The organism is Bradyrhizobium sp. 186, assembly GCF_023101685.1.
GTDB lineage: Bacteria > Pseudomonadota > Alphaproteobacteria > Rhizobiales > Xanthobacteraceae > Bradyrhizobium.
Genome location: NZ_CP082164.1, coordinates 9,507,555 through 9,526,257 on the forward strand (window position 1 = coordinate 9,507,555; position 18,703 = coordinate 9,526,257).

The 18,703-nt window shown below is 64.2% G+C and carries 16 protein-coding genes and 1 pseudogene; 8 read left to right on the plus strand and 9 right to left on the minus strand.

What is annotated here, in order from left to right; all coding sequences use genetic code 11:
• The first annotated feature begins 76 nt into the window (after positions 1–76).
• Together IVB18_RS45335 and IVB18_RS45340 are read left to right on the plus strand one after the other, a co-directional pair.
• Positions 77–1,054, plus strand: coding sequence for a peptidyl-alpha-hydroxyglycine alpha-amidating lyase family protein (locus IVB18_RS45335; RefSeq protein ID WP_247986539.1), 978 nt, complete (start codon positions 77–79; stop codon positions 1,052–1,054).
• Between the two features lie 244 nt (positions 1,055–1,298).
• On the plus strand, positions 1,299–1,856 hold the full coding sequence (locus IVB18_RS45340; protein ID WP_247991886.1) for an HNH endonuclease: 558 nt from the start codon (positions 1,299–1,301) through the stop codon (positions 1,854–1,856).
• Positions 1,857–1,871: 15 nt separating this feature from the next.
• Here the strand turns inward: IVB18_RS45340 and IVB18_RS45345 are convergent, their stop codons facing one another.
• Together IVB18_RS45345 and IVB18_RS45350 are read right to left on the minus strand one after the other, a co-directional pair.
• The gene (locus tag IVB18_RS45345) at positions 1,872–3,341 is read right to left on the minus strand and encodes a GH1 family beta-glucosidase (protein ID WP_247986540.1); all 1,470 of its coding nucleotides are present in this window, start codon (positions 3,339–3,341) and stop codon (positions 1,872–1,874) included.
• A 2-nt stretch (positions 3,342–3,343) separates the two neighbouring features.
• Complete coding sequence (locus IVB18_RS45350; protein ID WP_247986541.1) at positions 3,344–4,345, minus strand: glycoside hydrolase family 16 protein; 1,002 nt, start codon at positions 4,343–4,345, stop codon at positions 3,344–3,346.
• Between the two features lie 281 nt (positions 4,346–4,626).
• On the opposite strand from IVB18_RS45350, the gene IVB18_RS45355 reads away from it, so the two are divergent.
• The 5 genes and pseudogenes from IVB18_RS45355 to IVB18_RS45375 all read left to right on the plus strand — a co-directional run.
• On the plus strand, positions 4,627–4,998 hold the full coding sequence (locus IVB18_RS45355; protein WP_247986542.1) for a hypothetical protein: 372 nt from the start codon (positions 4,627–4,629) through the stop codon (positions 4,996–4,998).
• Positions 4,999–5,033: 35 nt separating this feature from the next.
• Entirely contained in the window at positions 5,034–5,882 is an 849-nt protein-coding gene (locus IVB18_RS45360; RefSeq protein ID WP_247986543.1) for a glycosyltransferase family 87 protein, read from the plus strand.
• 171 nt (positions 5,883–6,053) lie between these two features.
• Complete coding sequence (locus IVB18_RS45365) at positions 6,054–6,275, plus strand: dodecin (RefSeq protein ID WP_247986544.1); 222 nt, start codon at positions 6,054–6,056, stop codon at positions 6,273–6,275.
• Between the two features lie 186 nt (positions 6,276–6,461).
• On the plus strand, positions 6,462–8,366 hold the full coding sequence (locus IVB18_RS45370; RefSeq protein ID WP_247986545.1) for a diguanylate cyclase: 1,905 nt from the start codon (positions 6,462–6,464) through the stop codon (positions 8,364–8,366).
• Positions 8,367–8,573: 207 nt separating this feature from the next.
• Positions 8,574–9,216 (plus strand): annotated as a pseudogene (locus IVB18_RS45375) (HAD family phosphatase); the annotation flags it as partial.
• Between the two features lie 119 nt (positions 9,217–9,335).
• On the opposite strand, the gene bla reads toward IVB18_RS45375, so the two are convergent.
• The gene (gene bla, locus IVB18_RS45380; protein ID WP_346732600.1) at positions 9,336–10,295 is read right to left on the minus strand and encodes a class A beta-lactamase; all 960 of its coding nucleotides are present in this window, start codon (positions 10,293–10,295) and stop codon (positions 9,336–9,338) included.
• Between the two features lie 31 nt (positions 10,296–10,326).
• On the opposite strand from bla, the gene IVB18_RS45385 reads away from it, so the two are divergent.
• Entirely contained in the window at positions 10,327–11,274 is a 948-nt protein-coding gene (locus tag IVB18_RS45385) for a LysR family transcriptional regulator (RefSeq protein WP_247991887.1), read from the plus strand.
• A 28-nt stretch (positions 11,275–11,302) separates the two neighbouring features.
• Here IVB18_RS45385 and IVB18_RS45390 read toward each other — a convergent pair whose 3' ends face one another.
• The 6 genes from IVB18_RS45390 to IVB18_RS45415 all read right to left on the minus strand — a co-directional run bounded on the left by IVB18_RS45390 (position 11,303) and on the right by IVB18_RS45415 (position 18,604).
• Positions 11,303–12,271 carry a dipeptide ABC transporter ATP-binding protein gene (locus IVB18_RS45390; RefSeq protein ID WP_247986547.1) on the minus strand — a complete coding sequence of 323 codons (969 nt, stop codon included), beginning with the start codon at positions 12,269–12,271 and terminating at the stop codon, positions 11,303–11,305.
• Positions 12,268–13,263, minus strand: a complete 996-nt coding sequence (locus IVB18_RS45395; protein WP_247986548.1) for an ABC transporter ATP-binding protein — start codon at positions 13,261–13,263, stop codon at positions 12,268–12,270. The genes IVB18_RS45390 and IVB18_RS45395 overlap by 4 nt, the downstream gene beginning before the upstream one ends.
• Entirely contained in the window at positions 13,263–14,180 is a 918-nt protein-coding gene (locus tag IVB18_RS45400; protein WP_247986549.1) for an ABC transporter permease, read from the minus strand. Before IVB18_RS45400 ends, IVB18_RS45395 begins: the two co-directional genes overlap by 1 nt.
• A complete protein-coding gene (locus tag IVB18_RS45405; protein ID WP_247986550.1) occupies positions 14,146–15,105 on the minus strand; it encodes an ABC transporter permease in 960 nt (319 codons plus the stop codon). Before IVB18_RS45405 ends, IVB18_RS45400 begins: the two co-directional genes overlap by 35 nt.
• A gap of 29 nt (positions 15,106–15,134) precedes the next feature.
• Entirely contained in the window at positions 15,135–16,925 is a 1,791-nt protein-coding gene (locus IVB18_RS45410; RefSeq protein WP_247986551.1) for a peptide ABC transporter substrate-binding protein, read from the minus strand.
• Between the two features lie 260 nt (positions 16,926–17,185).
• Positions 17,186–18,604 carry a M20 family metallopeptidase gene (locus IVB18_RS45415; protein ID WP_247986552.1) on the minus strand — a complete coding sequence of 473 codons (1,419 nt, stop codon included), beginning with the start codon at positions 18,602–18,604 and terminating at the stop codon, positions 17,186–17,188.
• Between the last annotated feature and the right edge of the window lie 99 nt (positions 18,605–18,703).

Below are 18,703 nucleotides of genomic sequence, written 5' to 3' on the forward strand. Positions count from 1 at the left end.
CTCGAAACATGCGGTATGATGGATTCCGGGCTCGCGGCTTCGCCGCGCCCCGGAATGACAGAAGGAGAGAACACCAATGCCAGCCATTCTCGGCACCGGCGAGCACCGCTACCGCGTCGTCGAAAACTTCGCAAAACTGCCGGACGGCTGGACGCTGACCGACGTCGCCTCCGTTGCGGTCGACAGCAAGGACCGCATCTACGTCTTCAACCGCGGCGCCCATCCGATGGTGGTGCTCGACCGTGAGGGCAACTTCTTGCGCAGCTGGGGTGAAGGCCTGTTCTCGCGTGCCCATGGCCTGCACATCGATGCGGACGACCATCTCTATTGCACCGATGACGGTGACCACACCGTGCGCAAATGCACCACCGACGGCAAGGTGCTGCTGACAATCGGCATCCCCGAGAAACCGGCGCCGTTCATGAGCGGCGATCCCTTCCATCGCTGCACCCATACCGCGCTGTCGCCGAAGGGCGAGATCTACGTCTCCGACGGCTATGGCAATGCCCGCGTGCACAAGTTCACGCCCGACGGCAAGCTGATGACGAGCTGGGGCGAGCCCGGCACCGATCCCGGCCAGTTCAACATCGTGCACAACATCGCGACCGATGCCGACGGCTGGGTCTATGTCGCCGACCGCGAGAACCATCGCGTGCAGGTATTTGATGGCAACGGCAAATACGAGACGCAGTGGAACAATCTGCACCGGCCCTGCGCGCTGTGCTGTTGCGGCGGCGGCAAGAGCCCGACCTTCGTGATCGGCGAGCTTGGCCCAGGCCTGGCCGTCAACCGCAAGGTGCCCAATCTCGGTCCGCGGCTGTCGATCGTCGACGCCAAGGGCAACCGCATCGCGCGGCTCGGCGGCGAGGACGGCCCGGGTGTTGCCAGCGGGAAATTCCTGGCGCCGCACGGCATCGCGCTGGATTCGAAAGGTGACATCTATGTCGGCGAGGTCGGTGTCACCGACTGGAAGACCAGCTTTCCGGACGAGGAAATGCCGGCCGCGGTGCGCGCGACGCGGTGCCTGCAGAAGCTGGAGCGGGTGCGGGACTAGCCGCGCCAGCACGGCTATAGCGCGCCCTTAGGCTGACGCCGCCCCCCACGCGATCGTGAAAGGCTGTTCCGCGCCGGCCCCACATGGCCCCCCAAATCACGGCGTTTTTGAGCGCTTTGCCACCCCGCGGCCATATCGCCTGCGCCGGAATAAGTCGCTCAACGGGCTTCACAATCCCGTCACGCTGCATGTAGTATGTCAGAACATGCTGCTTCGCAGCGTACATGGAGGCCAGGAGCGTTACTTGAACGCACATGTCTCGCAAGGCCATTGGCCGGTGTTGGTGCTGAATGCGGACTTCCGGCCGCTGAGTTACTACCCGCTGTCTCTGTGGTCGTGGCAAGATGCGATCAAGGCGGTGTTCCTCGATCGCGTCAACATCGTCGCGCATTACGATCAGGCGGTTCGAAGTCCCACGCTAGAGATCCAGCTGCCGAGCGTGGTGTCGCTCAAATCCTTCGTCAAGCCGACCACCCATCCTGCATTCACCCGATTCAACGTCTTCCTGCGCGATCGTTTCGCCTGCCAATATTGCGGTTCGCCGGAAGATCTCACCTTCGATCACATCATCCCGCGCAGCAAAGGCGGCCAGACCACTTGGGAGAACGTGGTCGCGGCATGCTCGCCCTGTAACCTGCGCAAGGGCAATCTCTCGCCGGTACAGGCAAGGATGTTTCCGCGCCAGCACGCATTTGCCCCGACCGTGCACCAGCTCCACCGCAACGGCCGCCTGTTCCCGCCGAACTATCTGCACGACAGCTGGCTGGATTACCTCTACTGGGATACGGAGCTGGATCCGTAGGGGCGGAATCCGGCCTTACACTCCGATCGCGTTCCGCGTGATCACGTCACGATAGAACGCCACGCTCAGTTTCGGCACCCTTGCCTGCGTCTCAAAATCGACGCGGTAGAGGCCGAAGCGTTTCCCGTAGCCAAAAATCCACTCGAAATTGTCCATCAGGCTCCACAGGAAGTAGCCGCGGATCGGTACGCCCTCGATGACTGCCCGCTGCATCTGGGTCAAATAGTTGCGCAGGAACATGATGCGGTCGAGGTCGTAGACCTGGCCGTCGGCGGCGATCTTGTCTTCCGACGAGGTGCCGTTCTCGCTGATATAGATGGTGTCGATGTTCCAGATTTTTGCGGCGATACGCGGCGCCCAGTAGATCACCTCAGGGCCGACCCGCAGCCATTCCGAATTCATGTGCGGGAACGAGGTTGGAAACGGCAGCACGTGGAAGCCCGGCGCGCGGTCGGAGGCCGTGACGTAGTATTGCGGCGCGTAGATGTTGAGGCCGACGAAATCGTTCGGCGTGCCGATGATCTTCAACTCCTCGGCAGTGAATTTCGGCGCGTCGGCGCCGGCATAGGCGAGGAAGCCGTCGGTGTATTTGCCCTCCAGCACCACGCCGAGGAAGCCGGCGTTGAGTTCACGCGTCGCGATCTCGGCGGCGCGGATGTTCTCCGGCGTCGCGATCGCAGGCACGCACGCCGCAATGTTCTCGGCAGCGCCGACGCGGGTGCCGGCGCGCCCCGACGCGCGGATCGCCTGCACGGCAAGCCCGTGCGCCAGTGCGACGTGATGGCGGGCCTGGTTGAGCTGCGCCGTCGGCAGCTTCAGGCCGGGCGCGTCGATGCCCCAGCCGTAACCGAAATTCACGAAACGCCCGACCTCGTTCACGGTGAAGATGTTCTTCACGCGATCGGTCAAGCGCGTGGCGACATAAGCCGCGTAGTCAGCAAAGGCCTTCGACGTGTCGCTCGACTGCCAGCCGCCGAAGCGATCCTGGAGCGCCTGCGGCAAGTCCCAGTGATAGAGTGTCGCATAGGGCTCGATGCCATTCGCGAGCAACTCGTCGACAAGGCGGCTGTAGAAGTCGAGACCCCTGGGATTGGGCCGGCCCGATCCTTCCGGAAACACCCGTGGCCATGCGATGGAGAAGCGGTAAGCCTTGACGCCCAGCGCTTTGATCAGCCGAACGTCGTCCTTGTAGCGATGATAATGCTCGTTGGCGCGGTCGCCGGTGGTGCCGTCCTCGATCTTGCCGGGCGTGTGGCTAAAAGTGTCCCAGACCGACTTGCCACGGCCGTCCTCGTCGACGGCGCCTTCGATCTGGTAGGACGAGGTCGCGGTGCCCCAGATAAAATCTTTTGGGAAGCGCGCGGGGGCGTGGCGCTCGGTCGATGCGGGCGCTTCATCCTCCGCAGTTTTGGCGCCCGCCGCTGCGCCGAGCGCAGCGAGGCCCGCGAGCTTTGCAAAATAACGCCGCGAGAAACCAGCGAACATTCCTATCTCCGCGCCTGCTCCGTGTCGATCTGGTAGACGGAAATCCGGTCGATCTGGAACGCGACGGTCGGCGGCGATTCAGCATCGACGGAACTGACGCCAACAAAGAATTTCGATCCGATCGCGAGATTGACGATCATGTACATGGGATCGTCGAAGCCGATCGGGACCTTAATGTCCGAGACCGGCCTGCGGTCGATGAAATAGACCAGGCGATCCTCTTCCCACAGCACACCGTAATTGTGGAATGCTTGCGAGGCGTCGCCGACGGCGAAATCGAAGCCGCAGGACTGGATCCTGCCGGTCGAGGGAATCCGCCAATGCGTCGTCATCACGAGATCGCCGGGCCGCTCGCCGCGGCCTTCCAGCACGTCGACTTCCGGCGGCCAGCCGCCGTCATCCGCCAGCATCCAGAACGCCGGCCACACCGAATGACCGACCGGGACTTTGGCGCGAATTTCGAAATAGCCGTGCTTCTGCGCGAACGTGCCCTGGGTCGTCAGTATCCCGGAGACGTACTCGTTGTTGAACAGCACGAACTTCAGCTCCGGCGGCGTGCGGCTCGCGACGATCGACAGCACGCCGTCCTCCACCTTGAAGGGATCGAGCCCGAGCGGCGCCGTTGCCCGACCGGCATAGCGCGGATCGACATAGATCTGCTGCTCGCCATTGGCGCTGGTCTTGCGCTTGAAGTCGGAGCCGTCGCCGCCCCAATAGCGCGCCTCCGGCCAGGCGGCGCCGCCGGCATAGTGCGGCACCCAGCGCCCATTCGCGAGCGGATGCTCGTCAAAATCGTCGTGAAAGGTCCGGCGGAGCGGCCGGAACACGAGCGAGGCGGGATTGACCGTTTCCAGCCTACGGCACTCGATCGTGGAAGGATCGGTGGTGACTTGCAGCGACATGCTGGCCGGCGCGCCATCGAGGTCGTCCTGCGCGACGCCCGATGCAGGCACGGCAAGCAGGCCGATCGCAACCAGAGCGCCCCTCATCCAACGGCCGATCATCATCGCATTTCGAAGCTGCCTGAAGACACGCTGAGGTTAACTCGCCTGCATTCGAGCGAGCAAGGAGCAGCCACAGGCTGGCGCGCGAGTTCACGAGGCAGATCGGTGTACCAACCGCCTTACAAGGAGTTGCATTTCCGCGCATCCGCGAGTTGCATCCTGAACCACGGCCGCCGATCCTTATCGCTTCGTTACCGTCCTTTAAGCCTCTGGCAGCAATCTCGGCCATGGCGGACCGGCGTGCCGGCCCGCCGACCGGTCAGGTTCGAGGTCGCCGTCTCATGCTCGCCGAAACACTGGAACAGCTTCAGTTCTCGCCCTCGAAGCGGACGGCCTATGCCCGCTTCGTGCTGGCGGCGCTGGCGGTGATCGTCGTGTTCAAGACCTTCTGGTTCGCCCGCTTCGGCGCCTGGGCGCAGCGCGAACTTGCCGATTTCGACGCCTTCCACATCGTCGCGCAGCGCGTCTGGCGCGGCGATCTCGACCAGGTCTATCGTTCCGAGGCGCTGCTGAAGATGCAGATGGAGGCCGCCGGCGGCACGACCGGCTTCATGCCCTGGACCTATCCGCCGCAGTACGACCTGCTGGTGGCGCCCTTCGCATTCCTCCCGGTCGGCGTCGGCCGGCGGCGACGCTCGCGCTCTATCTCGTAACGCTGCGAAGGATCGCAGGGAATAATTTCGCGCAAGTGCTGGTGATCCTGTTTCCGGCGCTGGCGATCACCATCGGCTGCGGACAGAACGGCTTCCTCACCGGCGCGCTGATCGGCCTCGTCTGCCTCAACGTGGAGCGGCGGCAGGTGCTCTCAGGCCTCGCGCTCGGGGCCATGGTGATCAAGCCGCATCTCGCGATTGCCGCCGGCCTCTATCTGCTGGCGACGCGCCGCTGGGCCGCGCTCGCAACCGCCGCAACAGCGGTGCTGGCGAGCTCGCTCTTCTGCACGCTCCTCTTCGGCTGGCAGATCTGGACCGCATGGTTCGGCGCTATCAGGGAATCGGCGAGCTATCTCGAGCAGGGGTTTTATCCGCTGTTCCGCATGATCTCGGCCTATGCGGCGCTCTATAAATCCGGCGTGCCGGCGGCCCTCGCGTTCTGGGGACAGGTGACCGTTGCCGGCCTCGCCTTGCTCGCCGTCCTGCTCGGCGTCTTTCCCAGCGCGGCACGCGGCGCGTCTTCCGCATTCGCGCTCGGCGCCGCCGCAATGGTCTCGGTGATGATCAGCCCCTATGCCTATGATTACGACCTGCCGATGCTCGGGATCGGTCTCGCCCTGATGCTGCCCGAGCTTGCCAAGCTGGCAAGCCCACGCGAGCGCGGCGTGATCTACGGGCTGATTCTGCTCGCCGGCGCCTATGGGCTGTTGCAGTCGGCGCCGCTCGGGGTGCAGTTCGGGCAGAAGGCCAATCCCGACGAGCACTTTGCGCCCGCCATCGCCGGCGTCGCTATGATGGCGCTGCTCGCGCTGCTCCTGAAGATACTGTGGCGCAGGACGCAGTCCGTACCGGCCCCACCGCAGGTCGCGAGCGTCATGGAATAGCTCTTCAGGTCCGCCCAGGCGGACGCGGATTGCTCCATCTCGGCTGGCCAATGCGGACCGTGGCGGCTGACGGAACCGGAGAGGTTGGCGCTCGTTCAGTTGGGAGCCATGCGGCGGCCCGTGCGCAGTCACGTGCCGGGCCTGCCGCAGTGCAACCAAGGGAGGCTCACGATGCCTGCAGCCGAGAAGGATCATGTGTACAAGATCCTGGAACTGGTCGGATCGTCCGAGACGTCGATAGAGGATGCGATCAAGAACGCGATCAGCCGCGCCGCCAAGTCCGTTCGCGACATGAAATGGTTCGAGGTGGTGCAAACGCGCGGCCACATCGAGAACGGCGCCGTGCGCCATTACCAAGTGACGCTCCGCGTCGGCTTCACGCTGGAGGAGTGAGGCAGGAGCGCCGCGCGCGGATCGACGTGGTTAACATTCTAACGACGTGGTTAACATTCTAACGATGATCCGTCGAAGATCGAGGACGGCCTCCGGCCGAATACGGAGTTCGCACAATCAGCGCGGATGTTGCAAGAGGGCGTTAAGGCCAAAGTGAGAGGTTTGCGCCGAAATGGAGCAAGCCTGATGACCACGGGCCGCGAACTCGGAAAGACGCGCCTCCCGCTCTGGGCGGCGGGTTTCGTCATGCTGACTTGCTTCGCCATCCTGGGCTTGAGCGGCTGGCGCGAATGGGAAACGCGCAATACCGAACTCAGAAACGCCGAGATCGATGTAGCCAATCTCGCACATTCGCTGGTCCAGCATGCGGACGACACGTTCGAGCTCGTCGATACGATTCTCGTCGGGCTGGTCCATCGGCTCGAGCTCGATGGAACGGGTCCGGACACGATCGCAAAGCTCCAGACCTATCTGCCGACCCGCAAATCATCGGATCGCATCCGCGGCATCTTCGTCTATGACGCGACCGGCCGATGGCTTGCCGCGACCGAGCACGTCGACTTCTCCAAGCTCAACAACAGCGACCGCGAATATTTCCAGCGCCATCGCGACTCGCCGGATCGCGGCACGCTGATCGGACGGCCCGTCAAGAGCCGCGCCGGCGGCCAGTGGATCATCACCGCATCCCGCCGGATCAACCATCCCGACGGCAGCTTCGCCGGCGTTGCCCTGCTGACGATTGACGTCGGCTATTTCGTCAAGTTCTACGAGCGCTTCGATTTCGGGCCGAACGGCTCGGCGTCGCTGCTGAACAATGACGGCATCATGCTGGCGCGCAGCCGCGACGAGAGCGGCGCCTTCGTCGGACGCGACCTGTCCAATGCGCCGTTGTTCAGGGAATGGAAAAGCCGGCCGGCTGCGGCCGTCTACTATTTCAAATCGCCGCTCGATAGCATACAGCGGTTGAGCTACTACCAGCGCAGCAGCCGCTATCCCCTGATGGTGCTCGCAAGCAAGTCGCAGGATGACGTACTGGCCCCCTGGCGACGTGCGGCGGCCGTGCGCGTGACCGTCGTCCTCGGCCTCGTCCTGCTGATCGCGGTGATCGGCTTCTACCTGGTCCGCCAGCTCTCGCAGCGGCAGCGCATGGCGCACGCCCTGGCCGCCACGGAAGCTCATTTCCGCCTGTTGGCCGAGCAATCCAGCGACATGGTGACCCGGATCGGGCTGGATAACCGGCTGCTCTACGCCTCTCCATCATGCGTGCGCATCATCGGCTGGTCTCCCGACGAACTGCTGGGCACGTCAGCCGTGGCCGGCATTCACGCGGAGGACATGGAGCGAGTCGAGCAGGCGATTGCCGCGCTGAAGAATGGCGAGGCCGAGGAGGCGAGGTTCGTCTATCGTCAGCTCCATCGCGAGAAAGGTGAGATCTGGGCCGAGGCGGCCATGCACGTGACGCGGGCCTCCGACAGCGGCGAGATCGACGGCGTCGTCGCAGTCGTGCGCGACATGACCGAGCAGAAGGACCTTCAGGACAAGCTCACTTCGCTCGCAACGACCGACGGCCTGACCGGGCTCGCCAACCGACGGGAATTCGACGAGCGCCTCGATGACGAATGGGCGCGCGCTCGGCGCGATGGCACGCAGCTTTCGCTCCTGCTGATCGACGTCGATCATTTCAAGAAGTTCAACGACCATTACGGACATTTGGCGGGCGACGGGTGCTTGCGCGCGCTGGGCCGTATCCTGTCCGCCCATGCGAAGCGCCCCGCCGACCTCGCGGCACGCTACGGCGGCGAGGAATTTGCAGTGCTGTTGCCGAACACCGGTGCGGATGGCTGCGCCGAGATCGGCGAAGCGGTTCGCGGCGCTTTGCGCGACCTCGCCATGCTGCATGGTCAGAATCCTCCCTCCCGCCTCGTCACGGTGAGCGTGGGCGCTGCGACGGGGCTTCCGTCCCAGACCGCGACGGACTGCAGCGCGCTGGTTGCAGCCGCCGACCGTGCGCTCTATGCCGCCAAGGACAGCGGCCGCGACCGGCTGGTGATGTCGGGACAGGTCGTACCGTGGCCGGCCAAGAGCGCGTGACGAGGTCGCCGGACTACCGGGCGTAGCGAACGCCGCCGTTCCCTGCGCAGCCGCGGGCGGACGTTGGAGAACTCGCCTTCAAACGTTGCCGCGGGCGACCATACCAGCATCGCAGCGTTCGGCCGTTGCGCCCGGATTTGGCGCGCGGGTTTGGCGCCCCGATTTGTCGCCTGCGTTCCGGTGGGATATGACCGTGATCACGGCCGGATGTTTCGGCCAGGCCGAGAGTGCTGCTGTGCCTAACGGGATCAAGCTTGTCCTCTTCGACATGGACAATGTCCTCTGCGAATACGACAGGGGAAAGCGTGTCGCATTTCTTGCCGGGCTTGCCGGGGCCACCAGCGAGTCCGTCCACGCGGCAATATGGGCGACCGGATTCGAATTTCTCGGCGACTCCGGCGCGATCGATTCCGCAGACTATCTGCGGGGCTTTGGCGAACGCATCGGCTATCCCCTGTCGCTCGATGAGTGGGTGGAGGCACGCCGCCGTTCGATGAAGGCCGATCGCGCGATGCTGGAGATTGCCGGGCATCTCCGCGAAACCGTCGATATTGCCGTCCTGACCAACAACACCACGCTAGTCGCCGATCATATCGACACGCTGCTGCCGGAATTGCGTCCGCTGTTCGGTTCCAGGATCTACACCTCGGCCCGGTTCAAGGCGGCCAAGCCGGACCCACGCTGCTATCGCCTCTGCCTGTCGGAGCTACAGGCGACGCCGCAGACCGTCCTGTTCGTCGACGACCTCGCGGAAAATATCGCCGGCGCGCGGGAGGCGGGCCTCTTCGCACATCACCACACGTCGGTGGAGGCTTTCAGGCAGGCTCTTTCGGAACACAGCCTGATGAACGCGCGTGCCGCCTCGCTCGGCTTTGAGGCGAGATGGCACGCCGCGGCTCGTCGCAGACGATCGGCTTCGGTTCGACCGCGAGCGCACGCGCGATCACGATGCGCAGGCTGGCGGGCCGACTAGCCGGCCTGTCCAACGACGGCCTCTGCGACCATACGCGCCACTTTCGCGATCGTCGCATTGCGTTCTTCGGCAGGAGCCTGCGAGCCTGTCAAATAGGCCGTGATCAGAACGGGTTTGCGGCCCGGCGGCCAGAAGACAGCGACATCGTTGGTCGTGCCGCGGTCTCCGGCGCCGGTTTTGTCGGCGACCCGCCAGTCGCGAGGCACCCCGGCGCGAAGACGGGTATCTCCGGTCTTGTTGGCCACCATCCAGTCTGTCAGTTTTTGTCGCGCGTTCGCCGACAATGCGTCGCCGAGGAGCAGGCGGCGCAAATTCTGCAGCATGGCGGCGGGACTGGTTGTGTCACGGGGGTCTTCCGGCAGCGCTTCGTTCAGCTCGACTTCCCACCGATCCAGACGGCTCAAGTCGTCGCCGAGCGAGCGGACGAAACTTGTGAGCCCCACCGGACCGCCGATCTGACGCAACAGGAGATTGCCGGCCGTATTGTCGCTCTGCGTCAGCGCGGCCTCGCAGAGTTCGGCGAGCGTCATTCCGCCGGCTATCCGGTCCTTCGTCACCGGCGAATAGGGCACGATGTCCTTCGCCTCGAACTGGATCTGCTGTTCGAGCCGCAATTCCCCGCCGTCGACGCGCTTCAGAACGGCCGCCGAGGCAAGGCACTTGAACGTGCTGCACATCGGGAACCGTTCGCCGGCGCGCAGGCCCACCTCAAGTCCGGACTCGGTGTCGAGGACCGCGACGCCCAGACGACCGAGACTTTCGCGCTCAATGAGAGCGAGTTTCCGCTCGAGCCGCAGCTTTCGCTCCTCCGTCGCCTTCGCCCCACCGGGCTGCGGCAAGACCGCAAAGGTCGCAGCGCCCAAGATTGCAGATCCAAATCGCCGTCTCGTCAGCATGTTCATCCTCCAGTGCCGGCGCGAACCTGCCGAACGTCGTGACTGCACACAAATGATCATTTATAGGTCGAGCCATGAATAAAACTTGGTCATGGTCTCCGTGCGCAACCATCTTCCGTTGAACGCCCTGCGTGCCTTTGAGGCTTCGGCCAGGCATTTGAGCTTTACCAAAGCGGGTCTTGAGCTCCGGGTGACGCAGACCGCGATCAGTCACCAGGTCAAGCAGCTCGAGGAGATGTTGGGCTCAAGTCTCTTCAGGCGCCTGCCGCGCGGACTCGCGCTGACCGACGAAGGGTTGGCGCTCTTCCCCGTGCTGAGCGATGCATTCAGCCGCATCAGCGGAGCGATCGACCGGATCGAAGCGAAGGGAATACGCGAGGTCGTGACGGTCGGCTGCGTCGGTACTTTCGCAACCGGTTGGCTCTTGCAGCGCCTCGATAGCTTCCGCAATTCGCACCCCTATATCGACCTGCGTCTGCTCACGAACAACAACCGCGTCGACATGGCCGGCGATGGGCTCGATCTCGCACTTCGCTTTGGCGACGGCTCCTGGCACGGGACCGAGGCGATCCATCTCATGCCAGCGCCCCTCTCGCCCGTTTGCCACCCCGACATCGCGGCCCGCCTGCGCCAGCCATCCGACCTCGCGCGCGAAAACCTTCTGCGATCTTATCGCGCCGAGGAATGGCCGTTGTGGTTTGCGGTGGCGGGCGCCCCCTGCCCGCTGATCCAGGGGCCGATCTTCGACAGCTCCATCGCGATGGCCGAGGCAGCCTCGCGCGGCGTGGGTGTCGGCCTTGTCCCGATCGCAATGTTTCAGTCCGAGTTGGTGACCGGCCGGCTCGCCCGGCCGTTTTCGTCAGAGATCGCCGCCGGATCCTACTGGCTGACCTGGCTGAAATCGAAAGAGCGGACACCCGGCATGCGCGCCTTTCATGACTGGCTGGTCGATGCGGTGCGAACGGATGTGCCGGACCGTGAAACGCGTTCAGTCACGGAGCATCGCGACAAGCGTCTAAGACAGACGAAATGCGACTAGGACGAACAGGGCGCCTGATCGCCGCGCCTCACGCGAGGTGACACGCCACAACGTGCCCGCCTGCGCCTTCCTTCAGCTCCGGCGCGCTCTCCGAACAGCGCGGCTGGGCGATCGGGCAGCGGGTGTGGAAATGGCAGCCTGATGGCGGCTTCATCGGGCTCGGCACGTCGCCCTTGAGGCGGATGCGGTTGCGCTTGAGCTTGGGATCCGGCACCGGCACGGCCGAGAGCAGCGCCTTGGTGTAGGGATGCTGCGGATTGCGATAGAGATCGCTGGCCTTGGCGAGCTCGACGATGCGGCCGAGATACATCACCGCGACGCGGTCGGAGATGTGCTCGACCACCGAGAGGTCGTGAGCGACGAAGAGATAGGTGAGGTTCAGCTCGGCCTGGAGGTCTTCCAGCAGGTTGATGACCTGGGCCTGGATCGAGACGTCGAGCGCGGACACCGGCTCGTCGCAGACGATCAGTTTCGGTTCGACCGCAAGCGCACGCGCGATCACGATGCGCTGGCGCTGGCCGCCGGAAAACTCATGCGGATAGCGGCGCATGTGTTCGGCCTTGAGCCCGACTTTGACAAGAAGGCCCGCGACGCGCGCCTCGCGCTCTTCGGCGGAGGACGCGAGCTTGTGGATGGTGAAGGCTTCGCCGAGGATCGCGCCCACCGTCATGCGCGGATTGAGCGAGGCGAACGGATCCTGGAACACGAGCTGCATGTTCCGCCGCATCGCGCGGAGATCGTTGCCACTGAGCTTGCGCACGTCCTGGCCATCGAAGGTGACCTCGCCGTCGGTCGGCTCGATCAGGCGCAGCACGCAGCGGCCGGTGGTGGACTTGCCACAGCCGGATTCGCCGACGAGGCCGAGCGTCTCGCCACGATTAACCGAGAACGACACGCCGTCGACCGCATAGACGCTGCCGACCTGGCGCGACAACAGCCCGCCGAGCACGGGGAAATGCTTCTTCAGGTTGGAGACCTGCAGCAAGGGTTCGCTCATGACGCGTCTCCCAGATGCGAATCTCCCAAGTGACAGGCCATGCGGTGGCCGGGCGCGATCTCGCGCAACAGCGGCTCCTTCTCGGTGCAGATGCTCATGGCGTGGCGGCAGCGCGGGGCAAAGCGGCAGCCGACCGGCGGGTTGATCAGGATCGGCACCGAGCCGCCGATCGCCTCCAGCCGTATCTTGTGCTCGGCGTCGAGGTCGATGCGCGGAATCGAGCGGATCAGGCCTTGGGTATAGGGATGACCGGGAGCGCCGAAGAGGTCGTCGACGAGCGCCTCCTCCACCACCTTGCCGGCATACATCACGACGACACGCTGCGCGGTCTCGGCGACGACGCCCATGGCATGGGTGATCAGCATCACCGCCATGCCGAAGCGCTCCTTCATGTCCTGCAAGAGGTCGAGGATCTGGGCCTGGATGGTGACGTCGAGCGCGGTGGTTGGTTCGTCGGCGATGATCAGCTTGGGCTTGCAGGCCAGCGCCATCGCGATCATCACGCGCTGGCGCATGCCGCCGGAGAACTGGTGCGGATAGTTGTGCACGCGGCCTTCGGCGTTGGGAATCTGCACCAGCTTCAGCATCTCGATGGTGCGCTCGAGCGCCTGCTTTCTGGTGACGTTCTCATGGCGGCGCAGGCTCTCGGCGATCTGCTCGCCGACGGTGAGCACGGGGTTGAGCGAGGTCATCGGCTCCTGGAAGATGAAGCCGATCTCCTTGGCGCGGATCTCGTCGAGCTGGTTGCTGGTCAGCGGCACCAGATCGCGGCCCTCGAAGATGATCTCGCCCGCCGCGATGCGGCCCGGCGGCATCGCGATCAGCTTCAGGATCGACATCGCGGTGACGGTCTTGCCGCAACCGGACTCGCCGACGACGCAGAGCGTCTCGCCCCGGTTGATGGAGATGTCGACGCCGTCGACGGCCTGCAGGATGCCGTCGTCGGTGGAGAAGTGGGTCTTGAGGCCCTTGATCTGGAGCAGCGGCGCCATCAGATCACCCGTCGCGCATCGAGCGCATCACGCAGACCGTCGCCGATGAAGTTGATGGCGACGACCGCGATGAAGATCGCGCCGCCCGGAAACAGCGCCCAGTGCGGGCCGATGTCGAGGAAGTCCTTGGCATCGTACAGCAGCCGCCCCCAGGTCGGCGTATCCGGCGGAAAACCGAGACCGAGGAAGGACAGCGTCGATTCCGCGATGATCGCTGCGGCAACATCGATGGTGCCGGCGATGATCACCGGACCGAGGGCGTTGGGCAGGATGTGGCGCACCACCTGCCGCACCGGACTGGCGCCGAGCGCCCGCGCGGCTTCGACGAACTCCTTCTCGCGGATCGACAGGAACTGCGCGCGCACGAGGCGGGCGACCGGCATCCAGCGCAGGCCGCCGATCACAAGCACGATCAGGATGAAGATGCCGCCCTCGGGGCCGAACGCGACCTTCAGCCCGTCGCGGAAGAGATAGATGAGCAGCAGCAGGAGCGGCAATTGCGGCAGCGACAGAAAGAGATCGGTAAGCCACATCAGTCCATGACCGAGCGCACCGCGCGACATGCCGGCGAGCGCGCCGACCAGCACACCAATAACGACCGAGACCAGCATCGCGGCAAGGCCGACCGCGAGCGAGATGCGCCCGCCATAGATCATGCGGGCGAGGATGTCCTGCCCGAGATCGTCGGTGCCGAAGGGATGGGCAAGCGACGGCCCCTGCATGCCCGCCACGATATCGATGTCGTCGATCTTGACCCGCCAGACGAAGGGGCCGGCCACCACCGCCAGGATCAGAATGAGGAGCAGGAACGCACTGACCACGGCAAGCTTGTGGCGGCTATAGCGCCGCCACGTCTCGCGCCAAGGCGAGTAGACGCGCCGCTCAGCGGAGGGAGATGCGAGGGTCAAGCCAGCCATAAAGGACGTCCGCGATGAGATTGAAAAGCACCACGAGGCACGCGAAGACGAAGGTGACGGCCATCACCACCGGCGTGTCGTTGGAGAGGATGGAGGAGATCAGCAGCGAGCCGATCCCGGGGATGCGGAATATCTGCTCGGTGACGATGGCGCCGCCGAACACAGCGGGCATCTGCAGCGCAATGAGCGTGACGACCGGGATCATGGCGTTGCGCATGACGTGCTTGACGATGACCTTGGCCTGCCCGAGGCCTTTTGCACGCGCCGTGGTGACATAGTCGAGCCGGATCACGTCGAGCATTGCCGAGCGCACGAAGCGCGTCATCGACGCGGCCTGGAACAGGCCAAGCACCGCCACCGGCATGATCGCCTGCCGGATCATCTCGAGCACCCAGCGGATGCCGGTGCCCTTGATGTCGGTGGTATAGACGAAGGGCAGCCAGTCCAGCGTGACCGAGAAGATCAGGATGAACAGGATGCCGGTGAAGAAGGTCGGCAGCGAGAAGCCGACGAAGGCGAGCGTGTTCGCGATCTGGTCGAACAGCGAATAGGGTTTCGTGGCGGCATAGACGCCGACGGGAATCGCGATCAGCAGCGCCAGTAGCTGCGCCGAGCCGATCACGTAGAGCGTGGCCGGCAGGCGCTGCAGGATGAGCTGGTCCACGTTCATCCGGCTGACGAAGGAAAAGCCCCAGTCGCCATGCGCCATGGCCGAGAGCCAGTGCAGGTAGCGAAGGTAGATCGGATCGTCGAGGCCGAACCGCGCCCGAAGCGCAGCGGCGACTTCGGGCGGCACGTTCGGATTGGTCGCCAGTTCCGAGAATGGATCGCCGGGGGCAAGCGCCAGCACGACGAATAGCACGAGCGAAATGCCAAGCAGGCTCGGAATCGCGATCAAAAGACGACGCAGGACATACTGACTCATGAGGGAGGAACCCGCCTAGGCCTGCGTGATCATTCCTCCCGATACCAGTCGAACAGGTTGTCGGTTTCGTTGGCCCAGCCGCTGATCACCGGACGCAGCGTGTTGGCGGTCGCTTCCACCTTCAGCCGATGCTGCGCCGGGATGAACACGGTGTCCTGGAACAGGAGATCATTGGCCTTGATGTAGAGCGCCACACGCTTGACCGGATCCATCTCGCCGTCGGCGGCGTCGATGGTCGCGTCATACTCCTTGTTGACCCAGCGCGGAAAATTGGTGCCCTGCCACTTGTTCTCCTTGGTCGCGACATTGCTCGAATGATAGCGGCGCATGTGCTGGGCGGGATCCGGCTGGCTCATCGGGATCTGGAACATCTCGATATCTGCATAGAATTTGGCGTAAGTGTCGGGATTGGCAACGTCCGAGGAGAAGAACACCGAGGCCACGACGGACTTCAGTTCCACGTCGATGCCGGCCTTCTGACAGGCCTGCTTGACGATCGCCTGGGTCTTCTGGCGCGGGCCATTGATCGAGGTCTGGTACACGATCTTCAGCTTCTTGCCGTCCTTCTCGCGGATGCCGTCGGCGCCGGGCTTCCAGCCGGCATCATCGAGGATCTTCGAGGCCTTCTCGACGCTGAACTCCCACGAGGTGTTCTTGGAGACGAACTTTTCGGGACCGTTGAGGAAGTTCGCGGTGGTACGGCCGGCGCGGCCATAGATGGCCTTCTTGATGGACTCGCGATCGACCAGCAGCGACAGCGCCTTGCGCACCGCCGGATCGGAGAACAGCGGATGCTTGGTCTTCATCGAGGAGCGCTCGCCGTCGACCTCGGTGGTGGGATCGGTGAAGTTCAACGCGATGAACTCGGTATCGCCGCCTACGGCGTAGATGGTCTTGCCCTTGCCGCCCTTCTCCAAGCGCAGCAGCACGTCGTCCTCGACCTGGATATTCCAACCGAAATCATATTCGCCGGTCTGGATTACCGCACGCGCCGCCGAGACGGCATCGCCACCACCCTTCATCTCGATCGTATCGAAATGGGGACGGTTCGCCATGTGATAGTCGGGATTGATCACGCCCCGGATGAGATCGCCGGGCTTGAACTCGACAAATTTGTAGGGGCCGGTGCCGACCGGGGCGAGGTTGGCCGGCGCCTCACGGGACTTCGAGCCTTTGAACTCGGCAAACAGGTGCTTGGGCAGAATCTGTCCGGTCGCGCCGACGAAGGCATCGGCCCAGAACGGCGTCGGCTTCTTGAAGCTGAGGCGGACTGTCAGATCATCCACCTTCTCAACTGTAATATCGCGGTAGGTCGCGACAGTGACGGCCGCGGTCGCAGGATCGATGATGTATTCCCACGTGAAGACCACGTCATCTGCTGTAAAGGGTTTGCCATCGTGCCATTTGACGCCGGGCTTCAGCTTCCAGGTCACCGACTTGCCGTCGGCAGCGAGCAGGCCGTTCTGGGTCGATGGGATCTCTGTCGCCAGAACCAGCTTCATGTTGCCGTCAGGATCCCAACAGGCGAGCGGTTCGTAGAACAGGCGGGACCCGTCCTGGTCCTTGGTGCCGGTGGCGAAATGCGGATTGAGCAGGGTCGGTCCCTGCCACCACAACAGCTTGAGCGAACCGCCGCCGCCGCGCTTGGTCGGCTTGTAGACCGACGGGCCCTCGGCCATGGCGACACCGCCGAAGGCAAGGATCTGATAGGCCGCGGGTGCGGTGAGGCCGACGGCGGCCAGGCGCTGGATGAAGGCACGGCGATCCATCCGCCCGTCCTTCACATCGCCGATCATCGAACGCAGTTCTTTATCCAGCATGGTTGTCCCCGTCTGGTTCCCGTATGGATGCAGGCAGCCGCGAGGCGCGGCCACCGGGTTTGGCTGGCGGTAGATGGCACACCGAATGGGGGGCGCGTCAACTGCGACCGTGTGTATGCAAACGGTCTTCTGGCTGTCCGTTGGGCAAAACTGTCTTGTGACGCCCACCGCTTCGGCAATCCAGCCGCAAAACGTGGCTTAAGCCACGTTGCACTGCGAAAAATTTGTTCGCCGCATCAGACGAAGTATCGAGCCGATCTTTACACCACGGACATGTCCAGCGGCGGCGCGACATGGTCGGGCAGCGGGCACACATAAGGTGTCTTGGCCGTCCGCTTCTTCAGGTCCGCCTTGGCCGCCTCGATCAGCTCGGGCTCCACCAGCGCCTTGATACCAATCCCGGCCATGGCCTTGGCCGCCTGCACCATGGCCTTGTGGGCGTGCGCGCTCTTGCCCTGCGCCACCACCTGCCAGGTGTGGAAGGGCGTGCCGATTGCAACCGTCGGTGCGTGAACCTGCACGGTCGGCACCACCCAGCTCACGTCGCCGACGTCGGTCGAGCCGACCAGAGGATTGCGCTTGGCATCGAGCGGCACCAGAAAGTCGGCCAGCGGCCGATCCGTCGGCTCCATACCGATCGCGTAGTAGACCGACGCGATATCCTTGTCGCTCAGCGTTGCCCGGATCTCGGTTGCGAAGCCCTTGTCCGCGTCGTCGAAATGCGGCGGCCCAAGCTCTTCCATGACCCGGTGCAGCGCCTGCTCCAGCGGGGTATTCGGCAGGATGTTGGAGACCGCGGAGATGATCTTCATCTCCACCTTGGTCTCGGTCATCAACGCCGCGCCATCTGCGATCTTGCTCACGCGTCCGACCAGTTCGTTCATGCCGGGGAGGTCACGGGCGCGAATGGAGTAACGCACCCGCGCATGCGCCTGCACCACGTTGGGCGCGATGCCGCCGGTATCGAGCAGCGCGTAATGCACGCGTGCATCGCTCGGCATGTGCTCGCGCATGTAGTTCACGCCGACATTCATTAGCTCCACCGCGTCGAGCGCGGAGCGGCCAAGATGCGGCGAGGCCGCCGCATGCGAGGTGCGGCCGGTGAAGATGAAGTCGGCGCGGGTGTTCGCGAGCGACGGTGTCACCGCGACTTCCCAGAAGCTGTGCGGATGCCAGGTGATGGCGATATCGGCGTCCTCGAATGCACCGGAACGCACCATGAAGGCTTTTGCCGCGCCGCCTTCTTCAGCCGGGCAGCCGTAATAGCGCACGCGGCCCGGCACCTTGTTCTCGGCAAGCCAGTCCTTCACCGCGGTCGCGGCAAGCAGCGCCGCGGAGCCGAGCAGATTGTGACCGCAGCCGTGGCCGTGGCCGCCGGCCTCGGTCGGACGGTGCTCGGCGACACCCGCCTCCTGGCTGAGCCCAGGCAGCGCGTCATATTCACCCATGAAGGCGATGACCGGTCCGCCCTCGCCCCATTCGCCCGTCACCGCAGTCGGGATGCCCGCAACATTCTCGGTGATGCGGAAACCCTGATGGCGCAGCTCGGCGAGATGCTCGGCCGCGGACCGCGCTTCGGTGTAGCAGACTTCAGGCATCCCCCAGACCTTGTCGCTGAGGTCGATGAAACGGGCCTTGATCGTGTCAATGCCACGCCAGATATCGCTGCGGTTGTCCATGCTTCGGTCCGTGATCTCTTGGTCAAACGAAGCGGCAATGGTTAGCAGCTTCATTGCAGCCCGCCTAGCACCTCGCCGGACAGCAGCCATGCGGCCGAT